Annotated in this window: 28 protein-coding genes and 1 pseudogene; 14 read left to right on the forward strand and 15 right to left on the reverse strand. The window is 70.7% G+C overall.

What is annotated here, in order from left to right:
• Positions 1–43 precede the first annotated feature (43 nt).
• The 6 genes from FM051_RS16600 to FM051_RS16625 all read right to left on the reverse strand — a co-directional run bounded on the left by FM051_RS16600 (position 44) and on the right by FM051_RS16625 (position 5,669).
• Positions 44–784, reverse strand: coding sequence for an ABC transporter ATP-binding protein (locus tag FM051_RS16600; protein ID WP_158843850.1), 741 nt, complete (start codon positions 782–784; stop codon positions 44–46).
• Positions 774–1,520 (reverse strand): ABC transporter ATP-binding protein, encoded by a 747-nt coding sequence (locus FM051_RS16605; protein ID WP_158843852.1) that lies wholly within the window; start codon positions 1,518–1,520, stop codon positions 774–776. The genes FM051_RS16600 and FM051_RS16605 overlap by 11 nt, the downstream gene beginning before the upstream one ends.
• Positions 1,517–2,539 carry a branched-chain amino acid ABC transporter permease gene (locus FM051_RS16610; RefSeq protein WP_158843854.1) on the reverse strand — a complete coding sequence of 341 codons (1,023 nt, stop codon included), beginning with the start codon at positions 2,537–2,539 and terminating at the stop codon, positions 1,517–1,519. The genes FM051_RS16605 and FM051_RS16610 overlap by 4 nt, the downstream gene beginning before the upstream one ends.
• Positions 2,523–3,401: a branched-chain amino acid ABC transporter permease gene (locus FM051_RS16615; RefSeq protein ID WP_238412435.1), complete on the reverse strand. Its 879-nt coding sequence runs from the start codon at positions 3,399–3,401 to the stop codon at positions 2,523–2,525. The genes FM051_RS16610 and FM051_RS16615 overlap by 17 nt, the downstream gene beginning before the upstream one ends.
• A 6-nt stretch (positions 3,402–3,407) precedes the next feature.
• Positions 3,408–4,634 carry an amino acid ABC transporter substrate-binding protein gene (locus FM051_RS16620; protein ID WP_158843856.1) on the reverse strand — a complete coding sequence of 409 codons (1,227 nt, stop codon included), beginning with the start codon at positions 4,632–4,634 and terminating at the stop codon, positions 3,408–3,410.
• Positions 4,635–4,733: 99 nt separating this feature from the next.
• Positions 4,734–5,669 (reverse strand): EamA family transporter, encoded by a 936-nt coding sequence (locus tag FM051_RS16625; protein WP_158843858.1) that lies wholly within the window; start codon positions 5,667–5,669, stop codon positions 4,734–4,736.
• Positions 5,670–5,707: 38 nt separating this feature from the next.
• On the opposite strand from FM051_RS16625, the gene FM051_RS16630 reads away from it, so the two are divergent.
• Together FM051_RS16630 and FM051_RS16635 are read left to right on the forward strand one after the other, a co-directional pair.
• On the forward strand, positions 5,708–6,238 hold the full coding sequence (locus FM051_RS16630) for a CGNR zinc finger domain-containing protein (protein WP_158843860.1): 531 nt from the start codon (positions 5,708–5,710) through the stop codon (positions 6,236–6,238).
• A gap of 90 nt (positions 6,239–6,328) precedes the next feature.
• The gene (locus tag FM051_RS16635) at positions 6,329–6,694 is read left to right on the forward strand and encodes a hypothetical protein (protein ID WP_158843862.1); all 366 of its coding nucleotides are present in this window, start codon (positions 6,329–6,331) and stop codon (positions 6,692–6,694) included.
• Between the two features lie 44 nt (positions 6,695–6,738).
• Here the strand turns inward: FM051_RS16635 and FM051_RS16640 are convergent, their stop codons facing one another.
• The 6 genes from FM051_RS16640 to FM051_RS16665 are packed head-to-tail and all read right to left on the reverse strand — an operon-like array spanning position 6,739 to position 13,618.
• Entirely contained in the window at positions 6,739–8,367 is a 1,629-nt protein-coding gene (locus FM051_RS16640; RefSeq protein ID WP_158843864.1) for a choice-of-anchor M domain-containing protein, read from the reverse strand.
• A complete protein-coding gene (locus tag FM051_RS16645; protein WP_158843866.1) occupies positions 8,364–9,668 on the reverse strand; it encodes a choice-of-anchor M domain-containing protein in 1,305 nt (434 codons plus the stop codon). Before FM051_RS16645 ends, FM051_RS16640 begins: the two co-directional genes overlap by 4 nt.
• Positions 9,665–10,543, reverse strand: coding sequence for an anchored repeat-type ABC transporter permease subunit (locus FM051_RS16650; RefSeq protein ID WP_158843868.1), 879 nt, complete (start codon positions 10,541–10,543; stop codon positions 9,665–9,667). Before FM051_RS16650 ends, FM051_RS16645 begins: the two co-directional genes overlap by 4 nt.
• Entirely contained in the window at positions 10,540–11,292 is a 753-nt protein-coding gene (locus tag FM051_RS16655; protein WP_158843870.1) for an anchored repeat-type ABC transporter ATP-binding subunit, read from the reverse strand. The genes FM051_RS16650 and FM051_RS16655 overlap by 4 nt, the downstream gene beginning before the upstream one ends.
• Positions 11,289–12,101 carry a TIGR03773 family transporter-associated surface protein gene (locus FM051_RS16660; RefSeq protein WP_158843872.1) on the reverse strand — a complete coding sequence of 271 codons (813 nt, stop codon included), beginning with the start codon at positions 12,099–12,101 and terminating at the stop codon, positions 11,289–11,291. The genes FM051_RS16655 and FM051_RS16660 overlap by 4 nt, the downstream gene beginning before the upstream one ends.
• Positions 12,089–13,618, reverse strand: a complete 1,530-nt coding sequence (locus tag FM051_RS16665; protein WP_158843874.1) for an anchored repeat ABC transporter, substrate-binding protein — start codon at positions 13,616–13,618, stop codon at positions 12,089–12,091. The genes FM051_RS16660 and FM051_RS16665 overlap by 13 nt, the downstream gene beginning before the upstream one ends.
• Before the next feature lie 208 nt (positions 13,619–13,826).
• Here FM051_RS16665 and FM051_RS16670 point away from each other — a divergent pair, with 208 nt between their 5' ends.
• Both FM051_RS16670 and FM051_RS16675 read left to right on the forward strand, forming a co-directional pair.
• Positions 13,827–14,474 (forward strand): choice-of-anchor M domain-containing protein, encoded by a 648-nt coding sequence (locus FM051_RS16670; protein WP_202918869.1) that lies wholly within the window; start codon positions 13,827–13,829, stop codon positions 14,472–14,474.
• On the forward strand, positions 14,471–15,103 hold the full coding sequence (locus FM051_RS16675; protein WP_158843878.1) for a choice-of-anchor M domain-containing protein: 633 nt from the start codon (positions 14,471–14,473) through the stop codon (positions 15,101–15,103). Before FM051_RS16670 ends, FM051_RS16675 begins: the two co-directional genes overlap by 4 nt.
• A 204-nt stretch (positions 15,104–15,307) precedes the next feature.
• Here FM051_RS16675 and FM051_RS16680 read toward each other — a convergent pair whose 3' ends face one another.
• Positions 15,308–15,649, reverse strand: coding sequence for a hypothetical protein (locus FM051_RS16680; protein WP_158843880.1), 342 nt, complete (start codon positions 15,647–15,649; stop codon positions 15,308–15,310).
• A complete protein-coding gene (locus FM051_RS53165; protein ID WP_158843882.1) occupies positions 15,646–16,218 on the reverse strand; it encodes a bifunctional DNA primase/polymerase in 573 nt (190 codons plus the stop codon). The genes FM051_RS16680 and FM051_RS53165 overlap by 4 nt, the downstream gene beginning before the upstream one ends.
• A gap of 179 nt (positions 16,219–16,397) precedes the next feature.
• Between FM051_RS53165 and FM051_RS51765 the strand changes: the two are divergent.
• The 4 genes and pseudogenes from FM051_RS51765 to FM051_RS16700 all read left to right on the forward strand — a co-directional run.
• Positions 16,398–16,571 (forward strand): annotated as a pseudogene (locus FM051_RS51765) (helix-turn-helix domain-containing protein); the annotation flags it as partial.
• A gap of 127 nt (positions 16,572–16,698) precedes the next feature.
• Complete coding sequence (locus FM051_RS51770; protein ID WP_238412437.1) at positions 16,699–17,424, forward strand: NsdA family TPR-like regulatory protein; 726 nt, start codon at positions 16,699–16,701, stop codon at positions 17,422–17,424.
• Positions 17,421–17,939: an NUDIX domain-containing protein gene (locus FM051_RS16695; RefSeq protein ID WP_238412438.1), complete on the forward strand. Its 519-nt coding sequence runs from the start codon at positions 17,421–17,423 to the stop codon at positions 17,937–17,939. Before FM051_RS51770 ends, FM051_RS16695 begins: the two co-directional genes overlap by 4 nt.
• Positions 17,936–18,118 carry a hypothetical protein gene (locus FM051_RS16700; protein ID WP_158843888.1) on the forward strand — a complete coding sequence of 61 codons (183 nt, stop codon included), beginning with the start codon at positions 17,936–17,938 and terminating at the stop codon, positions 18,116–18,118. Before FM051_RS16695 ends, FM051_RS16700 begins: the two co-directional genes overlap by 4 nt.
• On the opposite strand, the gene FM051_RS16705 is transcribed toward FM051_RS16700, so the two are convergent.
• On the reverse strand, positions 18,119–18,334 hold the full coding sequence (locus FM051_RS16705; protein ID WP_158843890.1) for a hypothetical protein: 216 nt from the start codon (positions 18,332–18,334) through the stop codon (positions 18,119–18,121).
• Between the two features lie 64 nt (positions 18,335–18,398).
• Between FM051_RS16705 and FM051_RS16710 the strand changes: the two genes are divergently transcribed.
• Genes FM051_RS16710 through FM051_RS16735 form a run of 6 tightly spaced genes read left to right on the forward strand, consistent with a single transcriptional unit; the run spans position 18,399 to position 24,612 of the window.
• The gene (locus tag FM051_RS16710; protein ID WP_158843892.1) at positions 18,399–19,655 is read left to right on the forward strand and encodes an ATP-grasp domain-containing protein; all 1,257 of its coding nucleotides are present in this window, start codon (positions 18,399–18,401) and stop codon (positions 19,653–19,655) included.
• Entirely contained in the window at positions 19,652–20,485 is an 834-nt protein-coding gene (locus FM051_RS16715; RefSeq protein WP_238412439.1) for a Rossmann-like domain-containing protein, read from the forward strand. Before FM051_RS16710 ends, FM051_RS16715 begins: the two co-directional genes overlap by 4 nt.
• Entirely contained in the window at positions 20,482–21,558 is a 1,077-nt protein-coding gene (locus FM051_RS16720; RefSeq protein WP_158843894.1) for a PLP-dependent cysteine synthase family protein, read from the forward strand. Before FM051_RS16715 ends, FM051_RS16720 begins: the two co-directional genes overlap by 4 nt.
• The gene (locus FM051_RS16725) at positions 21,555–22,571 is read left to right on the forward strand and encodes a dipeptide epimerase (RefSeq protein ID WP_238412440.1); all 1,017 of its coding nucleotides are present in this window, start codon (positions 21,555–21,557) and stop codon (positions 22,569–22,571) included. Before FM051_RS16720 ends, FM051_RS16725 begins: the two co-directional genes overlap by 4 nt.
• Complete coding sequence (locus tag FM051_RS16730; protein ID WP_158843896.1) at positions 22,568–23,749, forward strand: MFS transporter; 1,182 nt, start codon at positions 22,568–22,570, stop codon at positions 23,747–23,749. The genes FM051_RS16725 and FM051_RS16730 overlap by 4 nt, the downstream gene beginning before the upstream one ends.
• Complete coding sequence (locus FM051_RS16735) at positions 23,746–24,612, forward strand: class I SAM-dependent methyltransferase (RefSeq protein ID WP_158843898.1); 867 nt, start codon at positions 23,746–23,748, stop codon at positions 24,610–24,612. Before FM051_RS16730 ends, FM051_RS16735 begins: the two co-directional genes overlap by 4 nt.
• Positions 24,613–24,634 lie beyond the last annotated feature (22 nt).

Below are 24,634 nucleotides of genomic sequence, written 5' to 3' on the forward strand. Positions count from 1 at the left end.
CCCCTGGGGGTGGTGCGAAGGACCGGCGGCGGATAGGCCCTCTTCACTCGTTCCTGTTGTGCACGGCGCGACCGAGGTACAGCTCGCCCAGCCGCGGGTCGGAGAGCAGGTCGCCCGCCGGGCCGCTGATGTGCACCCGGCCCAGGTCGAGCACGCAGCCCAGGTCCGCGACCTCCAGCGCGCGGCGGGCGTTCTGCTCGACCAGCAGCACGGCCGTGCCCGCGTCGCGCATCCGGACGATCTGCTCGAACACGGTGGCGGTGGCCTTCGGGTCCAGGCCCATCGACGGCTCGTCCAGCAGGACCACGCGCGGGCTGACCATGAGCGAACGGGCGAACTCGACCTGCTTCTGCTGCCCGCCCGACAACGCGCCCGCGAGCGCGTCCCACCGGTCGCCGACGACCGGGAACAGCGTCCGGACGAAGTCGACCCGTTCGGCCACCTTCGCCTTGTCCCGCACGGTGTACGCGCCGAGGAGGACGTTCTCCCCCACCGTCATCTCGCGGAACACGCTGTGCCCTTGCAGCACGTGCGACAGGCCCGCGGTCAGCAGTTCCTGCGGTCCGCGCCCGGTGACGTCCCGCCCGTCGAGCACGATCCGGCCGGCGCGGGGCGCGAGCAGCCCGCTGGCCACCTTGAGCACGGTGGACTTGCCCGCGCCGTTCGGACCGACGAGGCACACCACGGACGCGGCGGGCACGCGCACGGTCAGCCCGCGCAGCACCAGCGCCGCGCGACCGTAGCCGGCCTCGACGTCGACGAGTTCGAGCAGGTCAGCCGCCAAGGTAGGCCGCCAGCACGAGGGGGTCGGCGCGGACGGTGTCCGGTGGGCCCTCGGCGATCGGCCGGCCCCGGTCGAACACGACCACGTGATCGGACAAGCTCATCACCACGTCCATGTTGTGCTCCACGATCAGGAAGGTCCGGCCTTCGGCGTTCAGCTCGCGCACCAGCGTGCCGATGCGCTCGATCAACGCCGGGTTCACGCCGCCGGCGGGCTCGTCGAGGAGGATCGTCTCGGGGTCCGCCATCAGCACGCCCGCCAGTTCCAGCAGCTTCTGCTGGCCGTAGGACAGGTCGCGGGCCTCGACGTCGGCCAGGTGCTCGATGCCGACGCGGGTCAGCAGCTCCATCGCCCGCTCCACGTCGGCCTTGCGGCGTGCGGGCGCGAGCGCGCGCAGCACCGAGCCCGGTCGGACCGCCACCAGCAGGTTCTCCACGGCGGTGAGGCGCGGGAAGACCCGGCAGAGCTGGAAGCTGCGGCCGATGCCGGCGTGCGCGATCTTGTGCGCGCCCCGTCCGGTGATGTCGCGGCCGTGGTAGGTGACCGTGCCCGCGTCCGGTTTGACCATGCCGGTGACGCAGTTGAAGAACGTCGTCTTGCCCGAGCCGTTCGGCCCGATCAGGGCGTTGATCCGGCCGTGCTGGAACGTCACGGACGCGTCGTCCACCGCCCGCACGCCGCCGTACGACTTGGTGAGACCTTCGGTCCGCAGCCCGTCTTCTCCTGGCGTGCTCACCGGCGCACCTCCTCGGCCAGTTCCTCCTGCGTGACCTCGCGGATGGACGCCTGTTTGGGCCGCAGCCGGGCCACGAGCCCTCTGACGGCCGGGATGATCCCGTCCGGCAGGAACAGCACCACCGCCGCGAGCAGCACGCCCATCGCGACCAGGTGCATCTGCGTGTCGCCGTACTGGGCTTTGAAGAACTCGGTGGCGTAGCCGACGACGACCGCGCCGACGAGCGGCCCGAACAGGCTGCGCACGCCACCGAGCAGGCTCATCAGCACCATGTTCGAGCCGACCAGGATGGAGAACTGGAAGATCGGGTCGAGGAAACCGAACCACAGCGCGTACAGGCCGCCGCCCAGCGCGGTGAAGAACGCCGACACCACGAACGCCGCCAGCTTGTACCGCACCGTCGGCACGCCGAGCGAGCGCGCCTTGTCCTCGTCCTCCCGGATGCCCTTGAGGCCCATGCCGAAGCGCGAGCGGTCGATCGCCCACCAGCACAGCAGCATCACCGCGAGCAACGCCGCGTGCAGGTAGAAGAACCGCTGGTGTTGCTCAGGTCGCAACACCTCGGGGCCGAACGGACGCGGCACGCGCAGCCCGTCCGAACCGCCGGTCACCGATTCCCAGCTCTGGAACACCAGCAGCAGGACCAGCACCAACGCGATCGACACGATCACGAACGACGCGCCGCGCACCCGCAGCGCGGCGATGCCGACGGGCACCGCGAGCACCGCCACCACCACCCCGCCGAGCAGCAGCGCGACCCACGGGTTGACCTCCGCGCGCAGGATCAGCAGCCCGGTGGCGTAACCCCCGAGGCCGGAGTACGCGGCGTGGCCCAGGGAGATGTAGCCGGTGAACCCGCCGACGAAGTTCCACGCCGTGGCCAGCACCGCGTAGCTGATGATCACCACGCCGACCGACAGCACGAACGGGTCCGAGGCGATGCCCGGGAACACGACCACGAAGGCCACCAGGACGATCAGGCCGACAGATTTGACGACCTTCTCAGAAGCGCTGCGCAAGGCGGCCTCCGAAGAACCCCTGCGGACGCAGGATCAGCGTCACGAACAGCGCGGCGTAGAAGAACGTCTGCGCCCACGTCGTGCCGAGCGGGATCTGGAGCAGGTTCTGCCCCACACCCAGCAACAACGCCGCGATGGCCGCGCCCGCGACACTGCCCAGCCCGCCGACGACGATGATCGCCATCAGCGGACCGATCCAGTGCCAGTGCAGCGACGGGTAGATCGTGGAGTCCAACGCGAGCGCGGTCCCGCCGACGGCGGCGGTGGCCAGGCCGAGCCCGAAGCCGAACCCGGCGACCCGGTCGGTGTCCACGCCCAGCAGCCGGGCCGCCTCACGGTGCTGCATCGTCGCCCGCAGCGCCTGGCCGAACCTGGTCACCTTGAGCAGCACGTGCAGCCCGACCAGCGTCACCGCGGCCAGGCCGAACGCGATCAGCTTGACCAGCGCGACGCTCGCGCCGAACAGCTCCAGCCGTGCGCCCGAGTAGGACAGCGGTATCCGGCGGTGCGTGCCGGTGAAGACGAACCCCAGCGCGCCCTCCACGGCCAGCGCCACCGCGAACGTCAGCAGCACCGACATCATCGTCAACGTGGCCGGGCGCAGCCGTGCGACCAGCAGCCGCTGCACCGCCACACCGAGGACGAAGAACAGCGGCACCGTCACCAGCAGCGACAGCATCGGGTCCAGTCCGGTGTGGACGGTGAACGTCCAGGCCAGGTACGCGGCCAGGACCAGGAACGCCGAGTGCGCGATCATCACCACGCGCATCACGCCGAAGTAGAGGGTGAGACCGGCGGCCAGCAGGGCGTAGAGACCGCCCATGAGCACGCCGAGGACGAGGCTCTGGAAGACGAGGGACACCCGGCCTCACCACGCGGGCTTCGGGTAGACCAGCTCGGCTTCCTTGGCGTCGGCGGGCAGCACGATGCGGATCTTGCCGCCCACGTACTGCTGGATGAGGTGCGCGCCCTGCGGCCGGCCGGCACCGTCCCAGCGCAACGGGCCGACGACGGTCTCCACCTCGTTGCCGTGCAGCCAGTCGATCATCTTGCGCTGGCACTCGTTGGACGGGTCGGCGCAACCGGCGGCGTCGACGGCGGCGGCGACGACCTGGCCGGTGGTCCAGGCGTTGGCCTCGTCCTCGGTGGGCGCGGTGCCGTGCTCGCGGGTGTAGAACTCGACGAACTCCTGGTTGGACGGGTAGTCCGCTTCGGGCGTGTAGCCGGTCGGGGACAGGATCCCCTCGGTCTGCGCGCCGATCGCCTTGGGGAACTCGGGGTTGGTCGGCGCGGTGGAGAACGCGGCCAGCTTCGGCTGGTAGTCGAGCTGCCGGAGGGCGACGATGAGGTTCACCGCGTCCTGGTACTGGGTGCCGCCGACCACGACGTCCGCACGCGAGTCGGCGATCTTGGCTGCGATGGAGCCGAAGTCGGTGGTGTTCGGCGGGTACACCTCGTCCACCACGGTCCGGACACCGGCCTTGGCCAGTTTCTCCTTGAGACCGTTGGCGGTGCCCTGGGCGAACGGATCGTCCATCGCGGCGTACGCGGCCGTCTTGGGCCGGGTGGCCTCGGGCATCGCGAGGATCGCCTCGGCCAGGTGGTTGTAGTGGTCCTGCGCGACGGCCGGCGCGGCGTAGAACAGGTTGTCGAAGCCCTGGTTGAACACCTCGGCCGCGGCGCCCGCCGGTTCCACGAACAGGAAGCCGTAGTCGCGGGCCACCTGCGCGGCCGGGATGACCAGGCGGGTGGAGAACGGGCCGAAGACGAGGTCGACGCCGTCGGAGTTGATGAGCTTCTCGTAGTCGGCGGCGACCCGGTCGGCGTTGGACTGGTCGTCCAGGATGGTCAGCTCGACCTGGCGGCCCAGCAGCCCGCCGTTGTCGTTGACGTGCTTGGCCCACGCCTCGTAGCCGCGCTGCACGCCCTTGCCCGGTTCGGAGAAATCGCCGGTCAGGGGTAACGAGACGCCGATCCGGATCGGTCCGTCACCCCCGGCCCCGCTCTCGGCCGGTCGTCCGCCGAAGCACCCGGCGACCAGCAGCGCCGCCGCCGCGCCGAGGGCGCCGATCCGGAGCCCGTTAGCGATGTCCATCGTCCACCCGTCGTCGAGGGATGAGGTAAGCGCTTTCCGAGCATAGGAACCCTGACCGGATGTGACAAGGACCACCCCGAACCGCTCTCCGGGGCGCGGCTAGGACCGCGGTTCACCCAGCCGGACGGCCACCACACCGCCGAGGATCAGCACACCGCCGACCAGTTGGATCCCGCCCGGCGCCTCGCCCAGCAGCAGCCAGGCGAACACGAGCGCCGCCAGCACCTCGGTCAACGCCACGAACGACGCCAACCGCGAGCCGAGCCGCCGGGTCGCGGCGATACCGGCGACGTAGGCGAGCGCGGCCGTCACCACGCCGAGCACCAGCAGCGGCAGCCACCACGCCACGGTGACCCCGTCGAACGCGACCGGCTCGGTCGACACGGCCAGCGGAACGATCCCGACGGCGCCCGCCACCAGCAGCGCGACACCGCCGAGCAGCAGCCCACCGGCGGCCAGCACGGTGCCGGGCAGCCCGTCCTCGTCCCGCGCGGAGAGCACGAAGTAGACCGCCGCCCCCGCCATGGCGCCCAAGGCCCACATGATGCCGACCGCGCTCGCCCGTGCGCCGGACACGACGTCCAGCACCAGCAGCAGGCCGATCAGCCCGAGCAGCGCGCCGAGGACCGTCAGCCGACCGGGCCGCTGTCCGCGACGCAGCCACAACCAGCCGACCACCGCGACCGGCGCGGTGTACTCGACCAGCAGCGCGACGCCGACCTCCATGTGCGCGACGGCGTTGAAGAACGCCAGCTGGCACCCCGCGACCGCGACCAGCCCGTACGCCGTGATCAGCGGTGCGGTGCGGCGCACCGGGCGCCACCGGCCGCGCAACTGGACCAGCGCGATCGGCGTGAGCACGACGGCCGCCAACAGCACCCGCACCGCCACCGCGGCCCCCGACGACCAGCCCGCGTCCATCAGCCCGCGCGCCATCGGCCCGGACAGCCCGAAGGACGACGCCGACAGCAGCGCGAAGCCCAACCCGGCCCGCAGCCGCCCACCAGCCTGCATGTCATGCGTCATCGTCGCCATGACTCATGACACTATGGACCAGGGGGTAATCTGTCAACGTGCTTTTCACTCATGACACCGTCGCGTCGCTGGTCGCCGCGGTCGCCCTCGTGAACTCGGCCGAGGAGCCGGACACGATGACCGACCGGGCGCAGCTCGACGCGTTCGTCACCGAGCACGCCTACACCGGGTCGCGCACCCACGACGCCGCCGAACTGGAGGCGGTCCGCGCCCTGCGCGCCCCGCTGCGACGGCTCCTGACCAGCGACCGGGACACCGCCGTCGAGATCGTCAACGCGATCCTGGCCGAGCACCACGCCGTGCCCCAGCTGGTGCGGCACGACGGATTCGACTACCACCTGCACGCCACCGACCCCGGCACGCCGCTGGCCGACCGGATCGCCGTGGAGACGGCCATGGCGATGATCGACGTCATCCGCGCCGACGAGCTGAGCAGGCTGTCCATCTGCGCCGACGCCACCTGTGAAGGCCTGGTCCTGGACCTCTCCCGCAACCGCTCCCGCCGCTACTGCAGTACCACGTGCGGCAACCGGAACGCCGTAGCCGCCTACCGCGCCCGCAAGGCCTGACCGACGCTCCGCAGAGATTCCGGTGCAAGTCCTCGAACTCTCCGAGTTTCGCGGATATCGCCGGCCTGTTAACAACGTTTCAATCGAGGTATGACTCGATTCCTCTCCCGCGTGACCCGGCGCCTTCCCGCAGCGCTGGCCGCGACGGCGGCGATGTGCGCCGCAGCAGTCGTCGTCGTTCCCGTGCAGGCTCAGGCGAACGCCCCGGGATTCCCTGCCGTCTACTGCTACCGCAACGCCTCCGGGAGCAACCCCACCCGTCTCTTGTTGGCGGAGTCGAACGTCGTCAACGGGAACTTGGCGTACACCATCATCACCCAGCGCTGGGACAGCGGCCAACGCACGTACGTGGACCAGAGCGCCCGCAGCAAGTTCACCGCTCCGCCGTCGGACCGGAGCCCGAACGGGCTCTGCCGGTGGGGTGACTCCAGCTACCCGTACGGCGTGTGGGCCTGATCGAAAGGGGCGCCCGGTCCGGGCGCCCCTTTCGACGGCGTTCGTCAGCTGTGTCGCCGGCGGGTCCGGGTGAGCAGGAGCAGGGCTGCGCCGCCGGTGAGCAGCAGGGCACCCAGGGCGACCGCCGTGCTCAGGGGGCCGCCGCCTGTGTTGGCGAGACGGGTGTTGGGGCCGGCCGGAACCGGAGGTGGTGGCGTGGTGGTGGGGCTGCTCGTGGCCGGTGAGGTGGTTGCGGTGGGTGGTGTGCAGTTCTTGCCCAGCGCGGTGGTGGGGTCGACGTTGCCCACGGCGATGGTGAACTCGTCGGTGTCGGTGGTTCGTCGGCCGTCGGTGAGGGTTGCGGCTACCTGGACCGTGAGCCGGTAGACGCCTTCCTGGCTGAACGCCCAGTTGGCGTGGGCGTGGGTGCCCAGCGCCACGGTCAACGCGTCCGGTAGGCCGTCACCGGAGTTCGCCAGCACGGTCGGCTTCAACCCGGTCAGGAACAGTGCGATCCGGCCCGGTCCGTCCACTGCGGACAGGGTGATGGTGACGTCGCCGTCGATGTCCTCCGCGCGCAGTGACTCGGTGTTCCAGCCGGCCCAGATGATGCCGGGGATCTGGGTCTGCGGGATGAGCCACACCGGTTGGCCGGCGTCGCCGAGGAAGGCGTAGGCCGGGTCCGCGGGAATGGTGTTTCGGGCCTGTGGGACGAGGTGGACGACGACGTCGGCGGGGTCGCGCCAGACCGCTTTGTCCGGGCCGGCGGTGCCGTCCTTGATCCGGGTGCGCAGCGCGCCGTCCACCAGGCCGGGTGCGATGAGGTCGACGTGCCCGTCATCGAGGACCACGCACGGCGTCGGGGCGCTGGTGGTCGTCGTAGTCGTGGCATCGGTCGTGGTGGTGGTCGACGTTGTCGTGGTGGTGGTGGTGGTTGTCGTCGTGGTGGTGGTTGTCGTGGTGGTAGTGGTCGTGGTCGGTTCGCCCCGGCCGGGCAACACGGTGGTCGGGTCGACCTCGCCGACCGCGATGGCGTAGGTGGCGGTGTCGCGCAGCGGTTCCCCGGCGGGAGTGGTCGCTTCGAGGACGAAGGTGAGCCGGTAGACGCCCTGGGCGGCGAAGGTCCAGTTGGCGTGGGCGTGGGTGGCCGGCTCCACCGGGTGCTGCTGGGGCAGGGGGTTGGCGGTGTCGAAGACACGCGGCAGCGGTTCGCCGAAGGGGCCGGTCTGGAAGACGGTGACGGCGCCCGGTGGCGCGCTGCCGGGCAGGTCGCCGCCGATCGCGTCGAGCGTCCAGCGCACCGAGTCGGGTGCGACCTGGTCCGCGGTCAGCGACTCGGTGTTCCAGCCGAGCCACACCAGGTTGGGGTCCTCCACCTCGGGGCTGATCCAGATGTCGCTGCCCGCCGGCCCGAGGAAGGCGTACTCCGGCGCGTCGGGCACCTGGGTCTTGGCCTCGGGTTTGACGTGGGTGACCACCGTCTCGGGGTCGCGGAACACGGGCTCGGCGCCGGTGCCGTCCTTGAAGCGGATGGCCAGCTCGCCGTCGACGACGGCGCCCGCCACCAGGTCGACGTGACCCCGGTCGATCACGGTCGTGGCGTCCTGGGCCGAGGCCGGGACGATGGACGCGCCGGCGACCAGCGTCAGGGCTGCGGCGACGAGGGCGAGGCCACGGCGGCGGTGCGTGGTCACGACGACTCCTTGACCGGTCGGCGGCGGGTGACGACGAGGACGACGGCGCCCGTGACGATCAGCGCCAGGGCCAACGCGGTGGCGGCGGGCACTCCGGCGGGACCGGTCGAGGCGAGGACCGGGGTCCGGCGGCCGTTCCCGGTGGCGTCCGGTGTGGTGGCGTCCGGTGTCGTGGCGGCCGTGCCATCGCCTACGACGAACGTGTACGAGTCGGTGTCGCTGACCTGGCTGCCATCGGCACGGGTGGCGGACACCGCGAAGTCCAGCCGGTAACGGCCCGGCGTGCCGAACGCCCAGTTGGCGTGCGCGTGCGTGCCGAGTGCGACGGAATGGGTGTCGGGCAACCCGTCGGTGCTGTTGAAGATCACCGTCGGCGCGCCGAACGAGCCCGTGGTGAACAGACCGAACGGGCCGGGGCCGTCCACGGCGGTGAGCGTCCAGGTGATCGGGCCGGCGATGTCGGCCGGCCGCAGTTCCTCTGTCGACCAGCCGATCCACGGGATGCCCGGCTGCTCCTGCTGGGGCAGCAGGTGGATCTGCGCGCCGGCGGAGCCGAGGAAGGACAGAGCGGGGATCGCGGGCAGGGCGGTGCGGGCGGCGGTGGTGACGCGGAACTCGACGTCCGCCGGTTCACGCCAGGTGGTCGTGCCGACCACGCTGCCGTCCTTGACCTGGACCCGCAGCCCACCGTCGACCAGGCGCGGCGCAATGGCGTCCACGTGTCCCCGGTCGAGGGTGACCCGGCCGGTCGCGGTGGGCTGCTGTGCCTGCGCCCTTGGCACTGCCTCGGGGGCGGCCTGTGGGAGGGCTTCGACTTCCAGCGTCCTCGCGGGCGGCTCATCGACCGCAGGCGTACTGACTGCGGGGATGTCGACGTCCACCGTGTAACGCCGCTGCGCACTGACCGGGCTCCCGTCGAGCAAGTAGCCCTCGGCGTCGACCTGAACGGTGTGCTCGCCCGGCTCGGTGAACACCCACTCCAACGTTCCGCTCGACACGACCGGCACGGCCACCGGCTCGCCACCGGTCCGAAGCGGACCGGGACCGTCCACCAGCACGGCTTGGAGTCGAACGGTGTCACCGAACAACGTCCCCGGCGAGATCGCCGTGGTGTCCCAGGGCATCGAAACACGCCCATCGGCGGTGCTGACCGACGCGGGCTCGGTCCCGAGTTCGAGCGCGCGGTCGCGAACGCTCACCGAGACCTCCGCCACGGGCTCGGCGAGCACGAGGGCGGGTGCGCCGAGCAGCAGCACCGAGGCCGTCAGCCCGGCCACCGCCACGAGTCGGGTAACGGTCACGACTTGGCCTCCAGAACGGCGGTGGATCGGCGGGACCGGGCACCGGTGACCAGGCCGTGCCGAGGCGCGAACAGCCAGCACAGCACGAAGATCCCGGTGAGGGTGAGCACGATGAGCCCGCCCGCCGCGAGGTCGAACGCGTAGGACAGGTACAGCCCGAGCACGCTGCCACCCGCGCCGATGGCCGGTGCCAGCAGCATCATCACGCCGAGCCGGTCGGTCAGCAGGCGGGCCGCGGCGGCTGGCGTCACGAGCAGCGCGAGCACCAGCACGTTCCCGACCGCCTGCAACGAGATGACGATCGCCAGCGTCACCATCACGTACAGGGCGATGTCCAGCCAGAACACCGGCAGACCGACGGCACGGGCCTGTTCGCGGTCCAGCGTCGCGGCCACCAGCCTGCTGTTGAGCAGCGCCGTGGCCAGCAGCAGGATCGCGCCGATCACCGCGACGGACACCACGTCGCTGTCGCTGATGCCGAGGATCGACCCGAACAGGAACGACTCCAACGAGCCGCCGTAACCGGGTGCGGCGCTGAGGATGACGATGCCGAGCCCGAACGCCGCCGCGAAGAAGATCCCGATGACCGAGTCCTCCTTGAGCCTGCGGTTCTGCGCCACCACCGCGATCAGCAACGCGGTGATCACACCCGCGACGGCCCCGCCGATCACCAGGTTCGTGCCGAGCACGAACGCCACCGCGATCCCGGGGAACACCGCGTGCGCCACCGCGTCACCGATGAACGCCATACCGCGCAGGACGACATGCCCACCGACCACGCCGCACACCAGCCCGGACAGCAACGCCACCAGCAACGCACGCCGCCAGAAGTCGTACTCCCACGGCCCGGTCAACGCATCGAGCACCGCGCTCATCGGGTCACCCCCAGCGAACGCAGGAGCTGTTCCGCCCGCTCCAGACCGAACGTCCGCAGCCAGATGTCGGTGTCGGCAAGCGCGGCGGGCTCGTCGTCGGCGACAACGGTCCGGTTGAGCAGGCACAGCCGTGAGCACAGGGCGGTCGCGGCGGCGAGGTCGTGGGTGGTCATCAGCACGGCCACCCCTTCGTCACGCAGTTCGGTGAGCAGCCGGCTCAGCAGTTCCTGCGTGGGCGCGTCGATGCCGGTGAACGGCTCGTCCAGCAGCAGCACCCGAGGCCGCAACGCCAGGGCCCGCGCGACCAGCACGCGTTGCCGCTGGCCTCCCGACAGCTCACCCACCGGCCGCGTCCTCAGCCCGTCCAGACCCACCCGCGCGATCGCCTCGTCGACAGCCGCACGGTCCTCCGCGCCACGTCGGCCGAGCAGCCCGGTCAGGTGCGTCCGCCCCGTGGCAACCGCCTTGGCCACGGAGATCGGGAAGTCCCAGGCGAACTCGTGCCGCTGCGGCACGTAGCCGAGGCTGCCCTGGGCCTGCCGAGCGGTGCGGCCGTGCACCGTCACGACGCCCCGGTGCGGCGGCAGCAGGCCCAACGCCGTGCGGAGCAACGTCGTCTTGCCCGCGCCGTTGGGACCGATCAAACCGACCAACTCGCCGGCGCGGAGGCTGAAGTCCACTGAGGACAGAACCTCACGGCCGCCCAAGTGCACGGCCAGGTCCCGGATGTGCAGGATCGGCTCGTTCATCGCTCTCCCCTTCGCCGACGCACAACCACGACCACAACGGCGGCCACCACCAGCAGCGCGCCGCCCAGTCCGACCCACACCCACCAACGGGAGTCCGCCGGCTCGGGCGCGGGCTCTGCCTGCTGCTCCGGTTCGGCGACGGCCACGTCGAACGCCGACCGCGGGTCGGTGTCGTCGCCGACGTGGACGCGCAGCACCCGCCGGTCGGCCACCTCGCCCCGGTCCTTCGTGGACGCCGCCATCTCCAGGTCGAGCAGGTAGGTGCCCGGCGCACCGAACACCCAGTTGCCGTGCACGTGCGTGCCCACCTCGATGCCGGTCTCCTGCGGTGTCGTGGCGGTGCTGGTGAAGATCGTGGTCGGCGCGCCGAAGTTGCCGCTGAGGAACAGCACGAACCGGCCCGGTCCGCGCACGCCGTGCAGCCGCCAGGTGACCTCGCGATCGATTGCCGCGGTCACCTCGGGATCCTGGGTGTTCCAACCGGGCCACACCACGCCGTCCTGCTCGACCTGCGGCAACACCCAGATCGGGCTGCCCCGGTCGCCCAGGAAGTCGTACGCCGGATCGTCGGGCACGGCGGTCTTGGCCGCCTCGGCCACGTGCAGCACCACATCGGACAACGCACGCCACTTCGGCTCGTCACCGGTGTCGTCGCGCAACTGGACCGTCCACTGCCCGTCGGCGAACCGCGGCCCGAGGTCCACGTGGCCGTCCGAGATGACCACCTGCTCGGCAGCCTGTGCGACGGCGACCGGTTGGACGATCGCAAGCACGGCGAGCAGTGCGAGGAACCGCGTCAGGCGAGGCATCGGGCCGCCTCGTCGGCGTTGTGCCGCATCATGTCCACGTAGCTGTGGACCTTGTCGTCGAACGCGTCCCCGTACAGCACGCACACCCCGACCGACTGGTCCTGGGCCACCTGGCTCAGCACCGAAGCGCGCTGCGCCAGGTTCGGCTCCATGAACACCGCCGGCACCTTCAGGTTGCGCACCGTCTCCGACAGCTTGCGCACGTCCTCGACGCTCGGTTCCTGCGCCGGGTTGGGCACGACGAACCCCGCGACGGTCATCTCGTAGGCGGCGGCGAAGTAGCCGAACCCGTCGTGGGTGGTGACCAGGTGCCGGCGCTCGCGCGGCACGCGGGCGACGGTCTCGCGCACGTAGCCGTCCAGTTCGTCGAGCCGGTCGAGGTAGGCGCGGGCGTTGCGGTCGTAGATCTCCGCGCCGTCCGGGTCGGCGGTGCGCAACGTGTCGCGGATCAGCTCCGCGTAGGCGCGGGCGTTGCGCACGTCCTGCCACAGGTGCGGGTCGATCTCGCCGTGGACGTGCTTGCCCAACACCGCCTGCGGCAACTGGTGCACCGTCGCGCCGGCAGCGCCGAGGAAGGCGAACCGCGGGTCGTCCGGGACGGTGGCGATGGCCTTGTTGGGCACCTCGATCACCGCGTCGGCCGCCGGGACGACCTGCCGCTGGTTCGTGCCGCCCGCCGCGTCGTTGAGGGTGTAGAGCCCACCGGTGTCCAGGTCAACGGTCAGGTCGGTGTGCCCCTCGTTCAGGACCGTGCCCGCCACGCCGGTCGGGTCCACGCCCACGGCGAAGGTGAAGGTGCTCTCCCCCAACGGGACCGGCGCGCTCCCGTTGCCGTTGAGCAGGGACGCCGCGAGCGTCAGCCGGTAGACGCCCGGCTTGGTGAACGCCCAGTTGAGGTGCGTGTGCGCGGCCGGTGGCAGCGTCGCGGCGTCGACGTCGGAGAACTCGTCCGCCGAGTCGAAGTACACCACCGGCTTGCCCAACGCCTCGGTCAGGTACACGACCAGCTCGCCCGGCCCGTCCAGCGCGGTCGCCGCCAGCCGGACCTCCGAGGAGCGGGTGGCACCCTTGTCCTTGCCGTCGCCGCGCACCCGCAGCCCGAGCCACAGCACGTCCAGACCGATGTTCTCCACCAACGGGATCACGTGCGCGCCATAGGTCTCCGACGCCTCGGCCAGCGACACGTTCGGCGTGCCCTCCCGCACGTTGGCGTCGATCGCCTTGATCAGGCGCTGCTCCTCCAGCAACAGGTGGTTGGTGAACGTCACGTCGGCCCCGGCGACCTTCTTCGCGTCCGCGGGCACCGGCTCGTAGGAGTGCGGGTCGCCACCGGGCGGCACCAGCGAGTCCACCCGGACCCGCTCACCGCCGACGTTGCGCACCAGGTCGGCCAGGATCTCGGTGGTCGCCACGACCGACACCCCGTCGGCCGCACCACCACCGGCCGTGGCGTTGCAGGCGGTCAACAGGACGGCCAGGACCGCCCCGGTGGCGCGCGAGAACGCACGCACGTGCATTGGGTTCCCCTCCAGACGCAGACGCCGGCCGACCAGCGAGGACGGACCGGGCACGGCGAACCTAACGTGAACGACAACCGTTTTCAACAGCCCATTCGGCGCAGTGCGACAGCTGCCGTTCAGCTCTACTGAAAATGATTGTCACATGCAACACTGCGGCGGCGCGGTCGACTTCCACCGCACATCCCCACGAACGGAGCAACCCACCGTGCGCACGTCAGCACGCCTAGCCCTGCTGCCCCTCGTGGCAGCGGTCCTGGTGGGCGCGGCCACCGGGCCCGCCACCGCAGCCACCGCCGTCACCCTCGACGGCGGGCACGTCGACGTCATCGGCGTCGCCTTCGAGGACGGCCAGTTCGACCTCCACATCCACGACGAGACCAACGACGTCGAGTACGCGCCCTCGGACGTGAGACTCGTCGTCAAGCCCGAAGCACGCACCGCGGTGCCCGCCGACCCGGCCTACGCCTTCCTCGGCGCGCCCGACAGCCCGGTCTGGGTGCTGCCCGAGATCGAGGACCCGGCCCTGCTGTGGCCGGGCATCGCCACCGAGGAGATCGCACCCGGCGTCTTCGTCGACGACGCCCTGACCCTGAAGTTCGAGCGGGTTTACGGCCCGGCCGGGTTCAGCATCTTCACCACCGACGCCTTCGGCGCGCCGACCGTGCTCGTGGACAGCGGCAACGGCCTGCCCGACAAGGTGAGCCTCACCGCCGCCAACCACCAGCACGCCAACTGGGCCTTCGAGGCGGCCGGCAACTACGCCGTCGTCGTGCGGGTCAGCGGCGTCCTCGCCGCGACCGGCCAGAAGGTCACCTCCGCGCCCGCCCTCTACCGATTCCAGGTGAACGCATGAGATACCGCACCATCGCCGCCGCCGCGTTCGCCGCGGGTCTGGCCCTGCTCGCACCCGGCTCCGCCAACGCCGCCACGATCTCCCAGGGGCACATCGACGCCCTCGACATCGACTGGACCGGCAGCGCGCTCACCCTCGACATCCGCGACGCCACGGTGTCCCCCGCCGTCGACCGCGCGCCGTCCACCGTGACGCTCAACGTCGTGTCGGGCGCCAAGACCACCGTGCCGTCCAACTCCGCCTACTCGTTCCTCGGCACCCCCGGCTCGCCGGTCTGGATCCTGCCGCAGAACCAGGTCAGCGGCATCCTCTGGCCCGGCCTCGACACCGCCGGCGTGCCCACCGGCGTGCTGCAGAACAACTCGCTGAACGCCAGGCTCGTCTCGGTCACCGGACCGGCGGACGTCAGCGTCTACACCACCGCCTTCGGCTCGCCGACCGTCTGGTTCGACAGCGGCAACGGCCTGCCCGACAGCCGGACCCTCGCGGTCAACACGCACGCGCACGCGAACTGGGCGTTCGAGGCGGCGGGCACCTACACGGTGGTCTTCGAAGCCACCGCCACCACGACCTCCGGCGCCGCCGTCGGCACCGGACAGCAGACCTACACCTTCACCGTCCAACCCTGACCAGCCCTGACCAGCCCTGACCAGCCCTGACCAGCCCTGACAGCGGACAGCGTGGCCGGCACCCGTCAGGGTGCCGGCCACGCTTGTGGTGACTGGTTGTGACTCAGGTGAAGGTGACGATTCCAGCTCCGTCACCCGGAACCGTTGCCGCACAGCGCCCGCCTCAACCAGGCCACCTCCTCCGAACCGTCTGCTGTGCTGCGTTCAGTCCTGTTGCGCCACGGTGGTTGTCCGGTCGAGCCACACCACATGCACCCGCCGCACTCCTACCGACCGCGAACTGATCTCAAACAGCATCCGGGCGCTCTCCGCACTCTGCGAGTTCAGGTGGAAACCGCCTTCCACGGAGTCGACCTCGGCGCGGTCGGCGTAGGCCAGGCCGTAGCCCGCAACGCGGGCGTCTTCGGCCTCGCCGTACTCCTCCACGATGGCGAACAACCGTGGCGCCTCGTCTGCCGCGAGCTCACGCATGACCCTGGCGAACTCCTCCGGAGTCCACAGCGGTCCAACGGTGGTCAGTGCCGTCTGCTCAGCCAGCTCGTTCACGCACTTTTCCTTCCTAGGCTCTGGATGAGGTCGGCCAGCACGTCACCAGGCATCAGGACGTTGCCCGCCTGTTCGGGGGTGACCAGCCAGATCACCGGCGTGGTCTCAAGGGCGCTCGGCGGCAGGGGCATCGGCATCCCCACATCCAGCACCCGCGCTTCATTGCTCAGCAGCACCGAGGGCACTGGTGGCCGGACGAGGAAGTAGGCGATCGGCATGTTCGGGAAGGACAACACCGGCGTCGGCAGGGCGGCGAACCACGGGTCGTCCGCCAGGGCCATGACCAGCGACTCGGCCACCATGAACGCACCCAGACTCGCACCCGTCACGGTGAACACGTTCGGTGCGTACAAGCCGGGAGCCGACCACCACTCCCGCACCACATCGGCATCGGTGGTCGCTTCCTCGACCGGCCGGAGACAGGGACTGGTGACGGGACGCTCGTCAACCGGGTGAGCGAACCGTCCGTCGTGCCAGACGGCTCCGGGTATGACGGGCCAACCGAGTGCGGCGTAGTCCAGGGCGGCTTGCAACGTGGATTGCCGGGTGTCCGGCGTACTGCTCGGCATTGCTTGGCCTTTCCGCTCAAGGGGTCTGCTCGATCAGGGCTGGTCAAGGGTGGAATCCCCCAGGTGCGGCAACCAGCGCCAAGCCACCACACGGATCGAACCGCGATCCGGCAGCGGTACGCTCGACCAGCGACTACTTGCACCGCGGAATGCGACAGCCAGCGCCAGGAGGTCACCCGATGGCAGTACGGCGAACCTCCCTGGCCCGTGCCCGCAAGGCCGCCGGTTTCACGCAAGAGAAGCTCGCCGAAGCCGCCCACGTCGAACCGACGACGGTGGGGCGCTGGGAGGCAGGCACACGCGAACCGCTGCCGTACAAGCGTCCACTGCTGGCCAAGCTGCTGAAGATCACGATCGCCGAGCTGGACGAGCTGCTGCACCCCGAAGCGCCAAGCGTTGCGGCTACGCAACCTGCCGGCTCACTTCTCAGGGATGAGTTTGTCGACCAGTCCAGCCTCGCGCCGGTTCAGGTCACTGGCCATGACAGCCGAGAACCAGCAGCAGGTGCGCCTGACGCAGGCGTACCACTTGGCGACTACCGCCCAGAACTTTCAGCTCGGCTCCAACGTCCTCGCGTCGCTGTCCCACCTGGCTGTGCAGATGGATGATGCCCGAACTGCCGAACGTTTGGCCCTCAAGGGAATATCCCAAGTGACGGGCAGCCAAGCCCATGCGCCGCACCTTGTGGCACGTCTCCACACCATGGAGGGTCGGGCACTCGCCATGCAGGGCAAGGAACGCGAGGCACGTCGAGCACTTGACGCCGGGGAGAGCGCCCTGGATTCTGTCGGACGCGGCACGCGGGACAGTTGGCTTTCCGGTTTCGATCGGGCTTCCTTCGCCGGCGAAGTTGCGCTCTGCACGTATGACTTGCAGCGGTACGAGGATGCGACACAGAGCGCCGCCGAAGTAATCGCACTGCGAAGCGCGAGCGACCGCGTACGGAGTCGTATCCTTGCCAGCTTGACACTCGCGAACGCACTTGCGGCACTAGGCGACCACGCGGGTGCGGCCCGAGTGGGCATTGAGATCATTACAGCTGCTCCAGGACTCGGATCCGCGCGTGCACACTCCGGCCTCGCGCAGTTGCGGCAGCGGCTTTCCGAGCAGTCCGCCTTGCCGGAGGTCAGTGAGATGAACGACCGCTTGGCGGCGTCTGCGGCAAGCGCGCAGATACCGGAAGCACAAGCGGAATGGTCCGTATGAGTCGGCAGGACGATAGCGACCCGGAGCGCTTCAGGTGGCTGGCCGAGGGGAACGCGCGGCAAGCCCGCAAGCGTGTTTCGGCAAAGGTCGTCATCTGCGACAGGGACGACCGTGTCCTTCTCGTCAACCCGACGTACAAGCAGTACTGGGACCTTCCGGGTGGCATGGCGGAAGCGAACGAGTCACCCATTGCTGCGGCCGTCCGCGAGGTTGAAGAGGAACTGGGCTTCATCACGCAGATCAGCGGACTGCTACTGGTGGACTGGGTAGACGCGCACGGCCCGTGGGACGACCTGCTGGTGTTCATCTTCGATGGCGGGACAGCGTACGAGGAAGACACGCGCCGCATGTCGGTAGCCGACGAGGAGATATCCGATTTTGCATTCTTCTCGCTGGATGCCGCTGAAGCGCAGCTGAGGCAGGATATATGGCTCAAGCTTTCCCGGGCGATGGAGGCGAAGCGGGTAAGCGGTGTGTCATATGGGGAGTTCCACCAAAGTCGGATGGAGTCATGACCGGTGAACACCGATCGCCCGGTCGGGACCACGCCGATCCGGTAGGCCAGGCCTTGGAGGCCTCGGCCGCCGACCTCGCGTCGAACGGCAGCCGGCAGGTCGGCCACCGACTCGCGGACGAAAACGTTGTGGCGCACCTTCTGTGGCGCCAGCTTCTCGGCGTGCAACAACGCGGCTGATCAGCTGTGCCCGCCGGTAGGCGGCGCAGGACAGCCACACCCGACCAGGCCGTCGCGGCGCTGCTTGGGCCGGTCGGCGGCCACGAGCAGGTCGCGGATGAGCACGGCAGCAGCGCGCCCTGGGCGGCGTAGTCGACGTTGGTGCGGAGCGTCATGCGGCGCCACCGCGCTATCCGCCCACACCTTCGTGATCCACATCACCCGATTGACGGTCATGCGGTGACACTGATAATGATTACCATTCCCTCGACCCGGTCCGACGTCCTCCGGAGGAGCACGCGTGGCGCACTTGTTGATGATCGAGAGCTGGGTCGGCGCGATGAGCTCGCTGCTGCCACGGGCGATCCACGAGTCGGGCCACCGGTTCACCTTCCTCACCCGCGATCTGCACCACTACCTGCGTTCCGCGCCAACGCACCCGCACCCGTTGCTGGCGGCGGAGAACGTGCTCACCTCCGAGACCAACGACATCCCGGCGCTTCTGTCCTATGTGGAGCGTATGCACGAAGTGCTCCCGTTCGACGGCGTGATCTCCTCCTGCGACTACTACCTCTCCACCGTCGCCACGGTGGCCAGGCACCTGAACCTGCCCGGTCCCGACCCGCAGGCCGTCGAACGCGCCTACCGCAAGGACCTCACCCGGACCACCACCCGCGACGCGGGCGTGCCCGGCCCCCGGTTCGCCCTCACCGAGGACTGGCCCGCCACCGCGAAAGCCGCCGCCGACCTGGGCTACCCGCTGGTGATCAAGCCGGTCGACCTGTGCGCCGGGATGCACGTCCGCGAGGTGCGGGACGAGGCCGGTCTCCGCGAGGCGTTCCTCGCCCTGGAGGCGTTCCCGGTCAACGCCCGGGGCCAGGAGCGGGTGCCGACCGTGCTGCTCGAGGAACTCCTCGTCGGCCCCGAGGTGAGCGTGGAGACGGTGACGGTGGCCGGCACGACCTACGTGATCGGCGTTACGGACAAGAGCCTGGCCGGGCGGCCGTGGTTCGTGGAGAGCGGCCACATGTTCCCGGCCGCCCTGACCGACGCCGACCGGTCCGCCGCCGTCGACACCGCCGTGGCCGCGATCGAAGCGCTGGGCCTGGACCACGCCGTGGCGCACACCGAGGTCAAGCTGACCGCCGACGGCCCCCGGCTGATCGAGGTCAACCCGCGCCCGGCGGGCAACCAGATCACCGAACTGGTCCGCCGCGTCACGGGCATCGACCTGCCTTCCGTGTTCGCCCAGCTCGCCGCCGGCCAACAGCCCGACCTGCGCGCCCGCGAAACCGGCGTGCGCAGCGCGGCCATCTCGTTCCTGCTGCCACCGCGCGCCGGGGTGCTGGCCGGCATCGACGGCGTCGACACCCTGGCCGCGAACCCCGAGGTGGTCGACTGGGCGGCGAAGCCCGCCGGGCACCGGGCCGGCGAACCGACCAGCAACAACAGCTACCTCGGGCACGTCATGGTCACGTCACCGGACACCGACGCCCGTGACCGGGCGGAACGCGTCGTGAGCACGCTGGAAGTCCGGTACGCGGAGGGTGCCGAGTGACCGCCGAGGCGGCCCGCCGCCCGCTGTCCGGCGTCACCGAACTCATCGCCCTCGCGCGCACGGGCGGGATGGGACCCGATCCGGCCGAGTGCCGGGTGAGCGTCGCGTTCACCACCAGGCAGGGCGCCCGGCACGTCTCGCGCGGCCAGGCGTACCGCAACACCGTGATCAGCGTCCGGGTCGGTGACGCGGTCGGCTCGTGCGCGGTCGAACCAGACGAGGCGGACGACGCGGAGGTGACCGACTGCGTCGGCGAGAGCGTCGCGGACCTGCTCACCCACCCCGACGCCGCGATCCGCACCGCCGTGCTGGACGCGTACCTGATGAACGCGCACCCGCACGAACTCTCGGCCGCACAGCAGGTCGTGATCGGCCCCGGCGACTCGCTCGCCAAGTCGATGGCCCGCGCGTCGGCGGTGGTCGACCTGCTGGACGCCGTGCCGGGACAACGGGTGCTGGTCGTCGGCGTGGTGAACTCGCTGCTGCACCACCTGCGCGCCCGCGGCCTGCGGTACGTGCCGTGCGACCTCAAGGGCGGTCGCACCGAGTGGGACGAGCCGATCGTGACCGACGCCGAGGCCGCCGTCGCGGACTGCGACCTGGTGCTGGCCTCCGGCATGACGGTCGGGAACGGCAGCTTCGAACGGCTGCTGCGCACCGCGGTCGCCGCCGACCGGCCGCTGGTGGTGTTCGCCCAGACCGCGAGCGCGATCGTGCCGTGGTTCCTCGGCTCGGGCGTCACGGCGGTGTCGGCGGAGCCGTACCCCTTCTTCTGGCTGCACGGCGGCCCGACCACGCTGCACCACTACCGAGCAGAACGGGTCCGGTGACCGTGCTGTCTCCAGCGGGCACACGCCGCAACCACCACCTGCTCGACCTGCTCGGCAACACCCCGGTCGCCCGCATCGACACCCCGCTCCCCCACCGCCACGGCGGTTTCTGGGCGAAGCTGGAGTGCCTGAGCGCGGGCGGCATGAAGGCGCGCTCGGCGGTCGCGATGCTGTTGGCCGCACGTGAACGCGGCGAACTGCGTCCCGGCGCGGTGGTCGTGGAGTCGACCAGCGGCACCCTCGGCCTCGGACTGGCGTTCGCCGGTCAGGCGTTGGGGCACCCGGTCGTGCTGGTGGTCGACCACGAGTTGGAACCGTCGATGCGCGCGCTGCTCCGCGCCCACGGCGCCCGGCTGGAGGTCGTGGACCGGCCGCACCCGACCGGCGGCTGGCAGCAGGCCCGGCTGGACCGGCTCCAGTCGGTGCTGCGCGGGCTGCCGGGCGCGTACTGGCCCGACCAGTACAACAACCCCGACAACCCCGCCGGGTACACGGGTCTGGCCCGGGAACTCGCGACCCAACTGGACCGCGCCGACGTGCTGGTGTGCAGCGTGGGCACCGGCGGGCACAGCGCCGGCGTCGTCACGGCCCTGCGCCGCTACTGGCCCGACGTGCGGCTGATCGGCGTGGACACCGTCGGCTCGACCATCTTCGGCCAGCCCGCCCGGTCACGCGTGATGCGCGGCCTGGGCAGCAGCATCCACCCGCGCAACGTCGCCTACGAGGAGTTCGACGAGGTGCACTGGCTCGGCCCGGTGGAGGTGGTCGACGCCTGCCGCAGGCTCGCCCGGGACTGCTTCGTCACCGGCGGCTGGAGCACCGGCGCGGTCGCCCTGGTGTCGGCGTGGGTGGCGCGCGTCGAGCCGGGCGCGACCGTGGTGACGATCTTCCCGGACGGTCCGCACCGCTATCTCGGCACCATCTTCGACGACGATTTCTGCCGGTCACGGGGTCTGTTGGGGACGCCGGAGGACCGGCCGGTGGAGATCGCGGACACGGCGGAGATCGAGGTCACCAGCTGGGCCAGGTGCCGGTCGGTGTACGCGCCCAAGGCCGTCGGGGTGCCGGCGTGAAGCTCGACTGGACGGTGTACGGGCTGGAGCTGCGGTCGCCGTTGCGCATCTCGCGGTCGGTGATGGCACGTCGTGACGCCGTGCGCGTGGTGGTCGAGTGCGACGGGTTGCGCGGGCACGGCGAGGTGGTGACGAGCCAGTACTACGGGCTGGACGTCTCGCGGATCACCGGTCTGCTGCGGGACTTGGCGCCGGTGGTGGCCGGGTGCGCTGGGCCTGCGGAGTTGCGCGAACGCCTGCCGGAGCTGCCGCCGGGAGTGCTGGCCGCCGTGGACACCGCCCTGCACGACCTGACGGCGTTGCGGCAAGGGGTGCCGGTGCACGCCCTCGTCGGCGTTCCACAGTGGACGGACGTGCCGACGGCCTGCACGATCGGTATCGGTGACCCGGCGACGGCTGCCGCCAACGCCGCCGAACTGGCCGCACGCGGGTTCACCGTGCTGAAGGTCAAGGTCGGCTCGGAGCACGACGTCGCCACCGTCAAGGCGATCCGGGCCGCCGCGCCGGACGCGCGCCTCATCCTCGACCCCAACGGCGGTTGGACCGCCGAGCAGGCCGTCCGGATCGTCGAACAGCTCACCGGCGTCGACGCCTTGGAGCAGCCGATCGCACCCGGCCGACCGGACGACCTGGCGTGGCTGCACGACCGGTGCCCGGTGCCGTTGATCGCGGACGAGGACGCGGCCACCGCCGCCGACGTGCGTGCGCTGGCGGGCGTGGTCGACGGCGTGAACGTCAAGCTGGCCAAGTGCGGCGGGATCACCGCGGCCCGCGAGATCATCGACATCGCGCACGCGTCCGGCCTGGACGTCATGCTCGGCTGCCTGGTGGCCAGTTCGCTCGGCATCGCGCCGGCCGTGCACCTGACCGGCCACGCCCGGTGGGTCGACCTGGACGGCCACCTCCTGCTCGCCGACGACCCGTGGACCGGTATCGGCGGTGAGGACGGCACGCTGCGGCTGTCCCCCGCGCCCGGTCTCGGCGTGGTGTCCAAAAGGGTTGAGCACCGATGAGGCGTTTCCCTCTGTCGGTGCGCGTGCTGCTGGTCAACCAGTTCGGCGTGAACACCGGTTTCTACCTGCTGATCCCCTACCTGGCCACGCACCTGGGCGACCTCGGCCTGTCGGTGGCGACGATCGGCGTGGTGCTCGGCGTGCGGACGTTGAGCCAGCAGGGGCTGTTCCTGCTCGGCGGCTCGGCGTCCGACCGGCTCGGCCCGCGCCGGATCATCATCGCGGGCTGCGCGATCCGGGCGATCGGGTTCGGGCTGTTCGCGGCGGGCGAGTCGGTGGCGGTGCTGCTGGCCGCGTCCGTGCTCAGCGGGCTCGCGGGCGCGTTGTTCAACCCGGCCGTGCGCGCCTACATCGCCGAGGAGTCGTCCGACCGGGCGGGCGCGTTCGCCCTGTTCAACATCTACGGGCAGGCGGGCGCGCTGACCGGTCCGCTGCTGGGCAGCCTGCTGATGCTGTGGGACTTCCGGATCGCCGCGCTGGTCGCGGCCGGGATCTTCGCCGTGCTCACCGTCGTGCAGGCGGTCGTGCTGCCCGCACGTCCCGCCCCGCCGCACCAGGGCACCGTGCTGGACGACTGGCGCGAGTGCCTGGCCGACCGCCGGTTCCTCGCGTTCACCGGCGCGCTCACCGGCATGTTCGTGCTCCAGAACCAGCTCTACCTGGTGCTGCCGTTGGAGGCACGGCGGCTCACCGACTCGGCGCTCGCCGTCGCGGCCGTGTTCCTGGTGTCCACGGTGGCCACTCTGCTGTTCCAGGTGCGCATCACCAAGGCGCTGAAGCGGATGGCACGCGGCCGGGTGATCGCGCTCGGGCTCGCCGTCATGGGGCTGGGGTTCGTGGCGACGGCGGTGAGCCACGTCGGCCCGCTCGGCGGCATCACGCCCGTCCTGGTCGCGGCGCTGCTGCTGTCGGTGGGCGTGATGATCGCGCACCCGTTCGTCTACGAGCTGATCCCGGCATTCGGCCGCACTGGGCTCGCGGGCACCTACTTCGGCGTGTTCTACCTGGTCTCGGGCGTCGCCGCGGCCTTGGGCAACGCGGCGATCGGCTGGGTGTTCGGCCGGTCGGGCTGGGTGGCGTCCCTGCTGTGCGTGGCGATCGGGCTCGGGTGCGCGGCGGCCGTGGCCCGCTTGCACCGACGTGGCGTGCTCGCCAAGAACCGAGAGGTGGCCCGATGACGCTGAACGCGAACCGGCCGAACACGAACCCGCCGAACGCGAACCCGCTGAACACGAGCCCGGCGGGCGAGAACCTGCTGACCGACAACCCGGCGCTCTACGAGCACCAGTTCCCCGATCCCGACCACGTCGCCGCCCGGTTCACGCACGACATCGTGACGCGCTTCGGGGTTGGCCGCGATTCCGGGGTTGGCCGCGGCCTGCTGGACGTCGGCTGCGGCACCGGCCGCGACGCCGGCCACCTGGCGAGCCTCGGCTACCGAGTGGTCGGGCTGGACAGCTCCGAGCGGATGGTCGAGTACGCCCGCGAGCACCACCCGGCGGTCTCGTTCGTGCGCGGCGACATGCGGTCGTTCTCCCTCGGTCAGCGCTTCGACGTGATCACGTGCCTGGACAGCGCGCTGCTGTACTGCCACACGAACGCCGACCTGGACGATTTCCTGCGCCGCTGCCGCGACCACCTGTCACCCGGCGGCCTGCTGGTGGCGGAGATGCGCAACGGCGCGTTCTTCCTCGGCAACACCGAACTGCTCGACGGCGCCCGCGCCCGCACCGTCGTCTGGGAGGGCGTGCCCTACACCTCGCACACCAAGCTGTGGATCGACCACGCCGCCCAGCTGCTGCGCAGGCGGCGCGAGTGGTGGTGGCCCGGCGCCCAGCCGCTGGTGCAGCGCTCCGCGTGGCGGCTGCTGTTCCCCCAGGAACTGCGCCACTTCCTGGACCAGGCCGGGTTCGACGTGCTGGCCCTGTTCGACTCGCCGGGCCCGCGCACCGACGAGCCCTGGACCTCCGACGCCGAGCTGCGCGAAGACCTGTCCGGAGACCGCCTGCACCTCGTCGCGCGCCTTCGCGAGCCCCAGTGATGCGCCGCCCAGTGAAAGGAAC

The organism is Saccharothrix deserti (assembly GCF_009769385.1).
Taxonomy (GTDB): Bacteria; Actinomycetota; Actinomycetes; order Mycobacteriales; family Pseudonocardiaceae; genus Actinosynnema; species Actinosynnema deserti.

Bases quoted from the DNA above. Each gene is read 5' to 3' on its own strand.
- FM051_RS16620 (WP_158843856.1), bottom strand. From the start codon at position 4,634: ATGGACATCGCTAACGGGCTCCGGATCGGCGCCCTCGGCGCGGCGGCG.
- FM051_RS16625 (WP_158843858.1), bottom strand. From the start codon at position 5,669: ATGGCGACGATGACGCATGACATGCAGGCTGGTGGGCGGCTGCGGGCC.
- FM051_RS16635 (WP_158843862.1), top strand. From the start codon at position 6,329: ATGACTCGATTCCTCTCCCGCGTGACCCGGCGCCTTCCCGCAGCGCTG.
- FM051_RS16650 (WP_158843868.1), bottom strand. From the start codon at position 10,543: ATGAGCGCGGTGCTCGATGCGTTGACCGGGCCGTGGGAGTACGACTTC.
- FM051_RS16655 (WP_158843870.1), bottom strand. From the start codon at position 11,292: ATGAACGAGCCGATCCTGCACATCCGGGACCTGGCCGTGCACTTGGGC.
- FM051_RS16660 (WP_158843872.1), bottom strand. From the start codon at position 12,101: ATGCCTCGCCTGACGCGGTTCCTCGCACTGCTCGCCGTGCTTGCGATC.
- FM051_RS16665 (WP_158843874.1), bottom strand. From the start codon at position 13,618: ATGCACGTGCGTGCGTTCTCGCGCGCCACCGGGGCGGTCCTGGCCGTC.
- FM051_RS16675 (WP_158843878.1), top strand. From the start codon at position 14,471: ATGAGATACCGCACCATCGCCGCCGCCGCGTTCGCCGCGGGTCTGGCC.
- FM051_RS53165 (WP_158843882.1), bottom strand. From the start codon at position 16,218: ATGCCGAGCAGTACGCCGGACACCCGGCAATCCACGTTGCAAGCCGCC.
- FM051_RS51770 (WP_238412437.1), top strand. From the start codon at position 16,699: ATGACAGCCGAGAACCAGCAGCAGGTGCGCCTGACGCAGGCGTACCAC.
- FM051_RS16695 (WP_238412438.1), top strand. From the start codon at position 17,421: ATGAGTCGGCAGGACGATAGCGACCCGGAGCGCTTCAGGTGGCTGGCC.
- FM051_RS16700 (WP_158843888.1), top strand. From the start codon at position 17,936: ATGACCGGTGAACACCGATCGCCCGGTCGGGACCACGCCGATCCGGTA.
- FM051_RS16705 (WP_158843890.1), bottom strand. From the start codon at position 18,334: ATGACCGTCAATCGGGTGATGTGGATCACGAAGGTGTGGGCGGATAGC.
- FM051_RS16730 (WP_158843896.1), top strand. From the start codon at position 22,568: ATGAGGCGTTTCCCTCTGTCGGTGCGCGTGCTGCTGGTCAACCAGTTC.
- FM051_RS16735 (WP_158843898.1), top strand. From the start codon at position 23,746: ATGACGCTGAACGCGAACCGGCCGAACACGAACCCGCCGAACGCGAAC.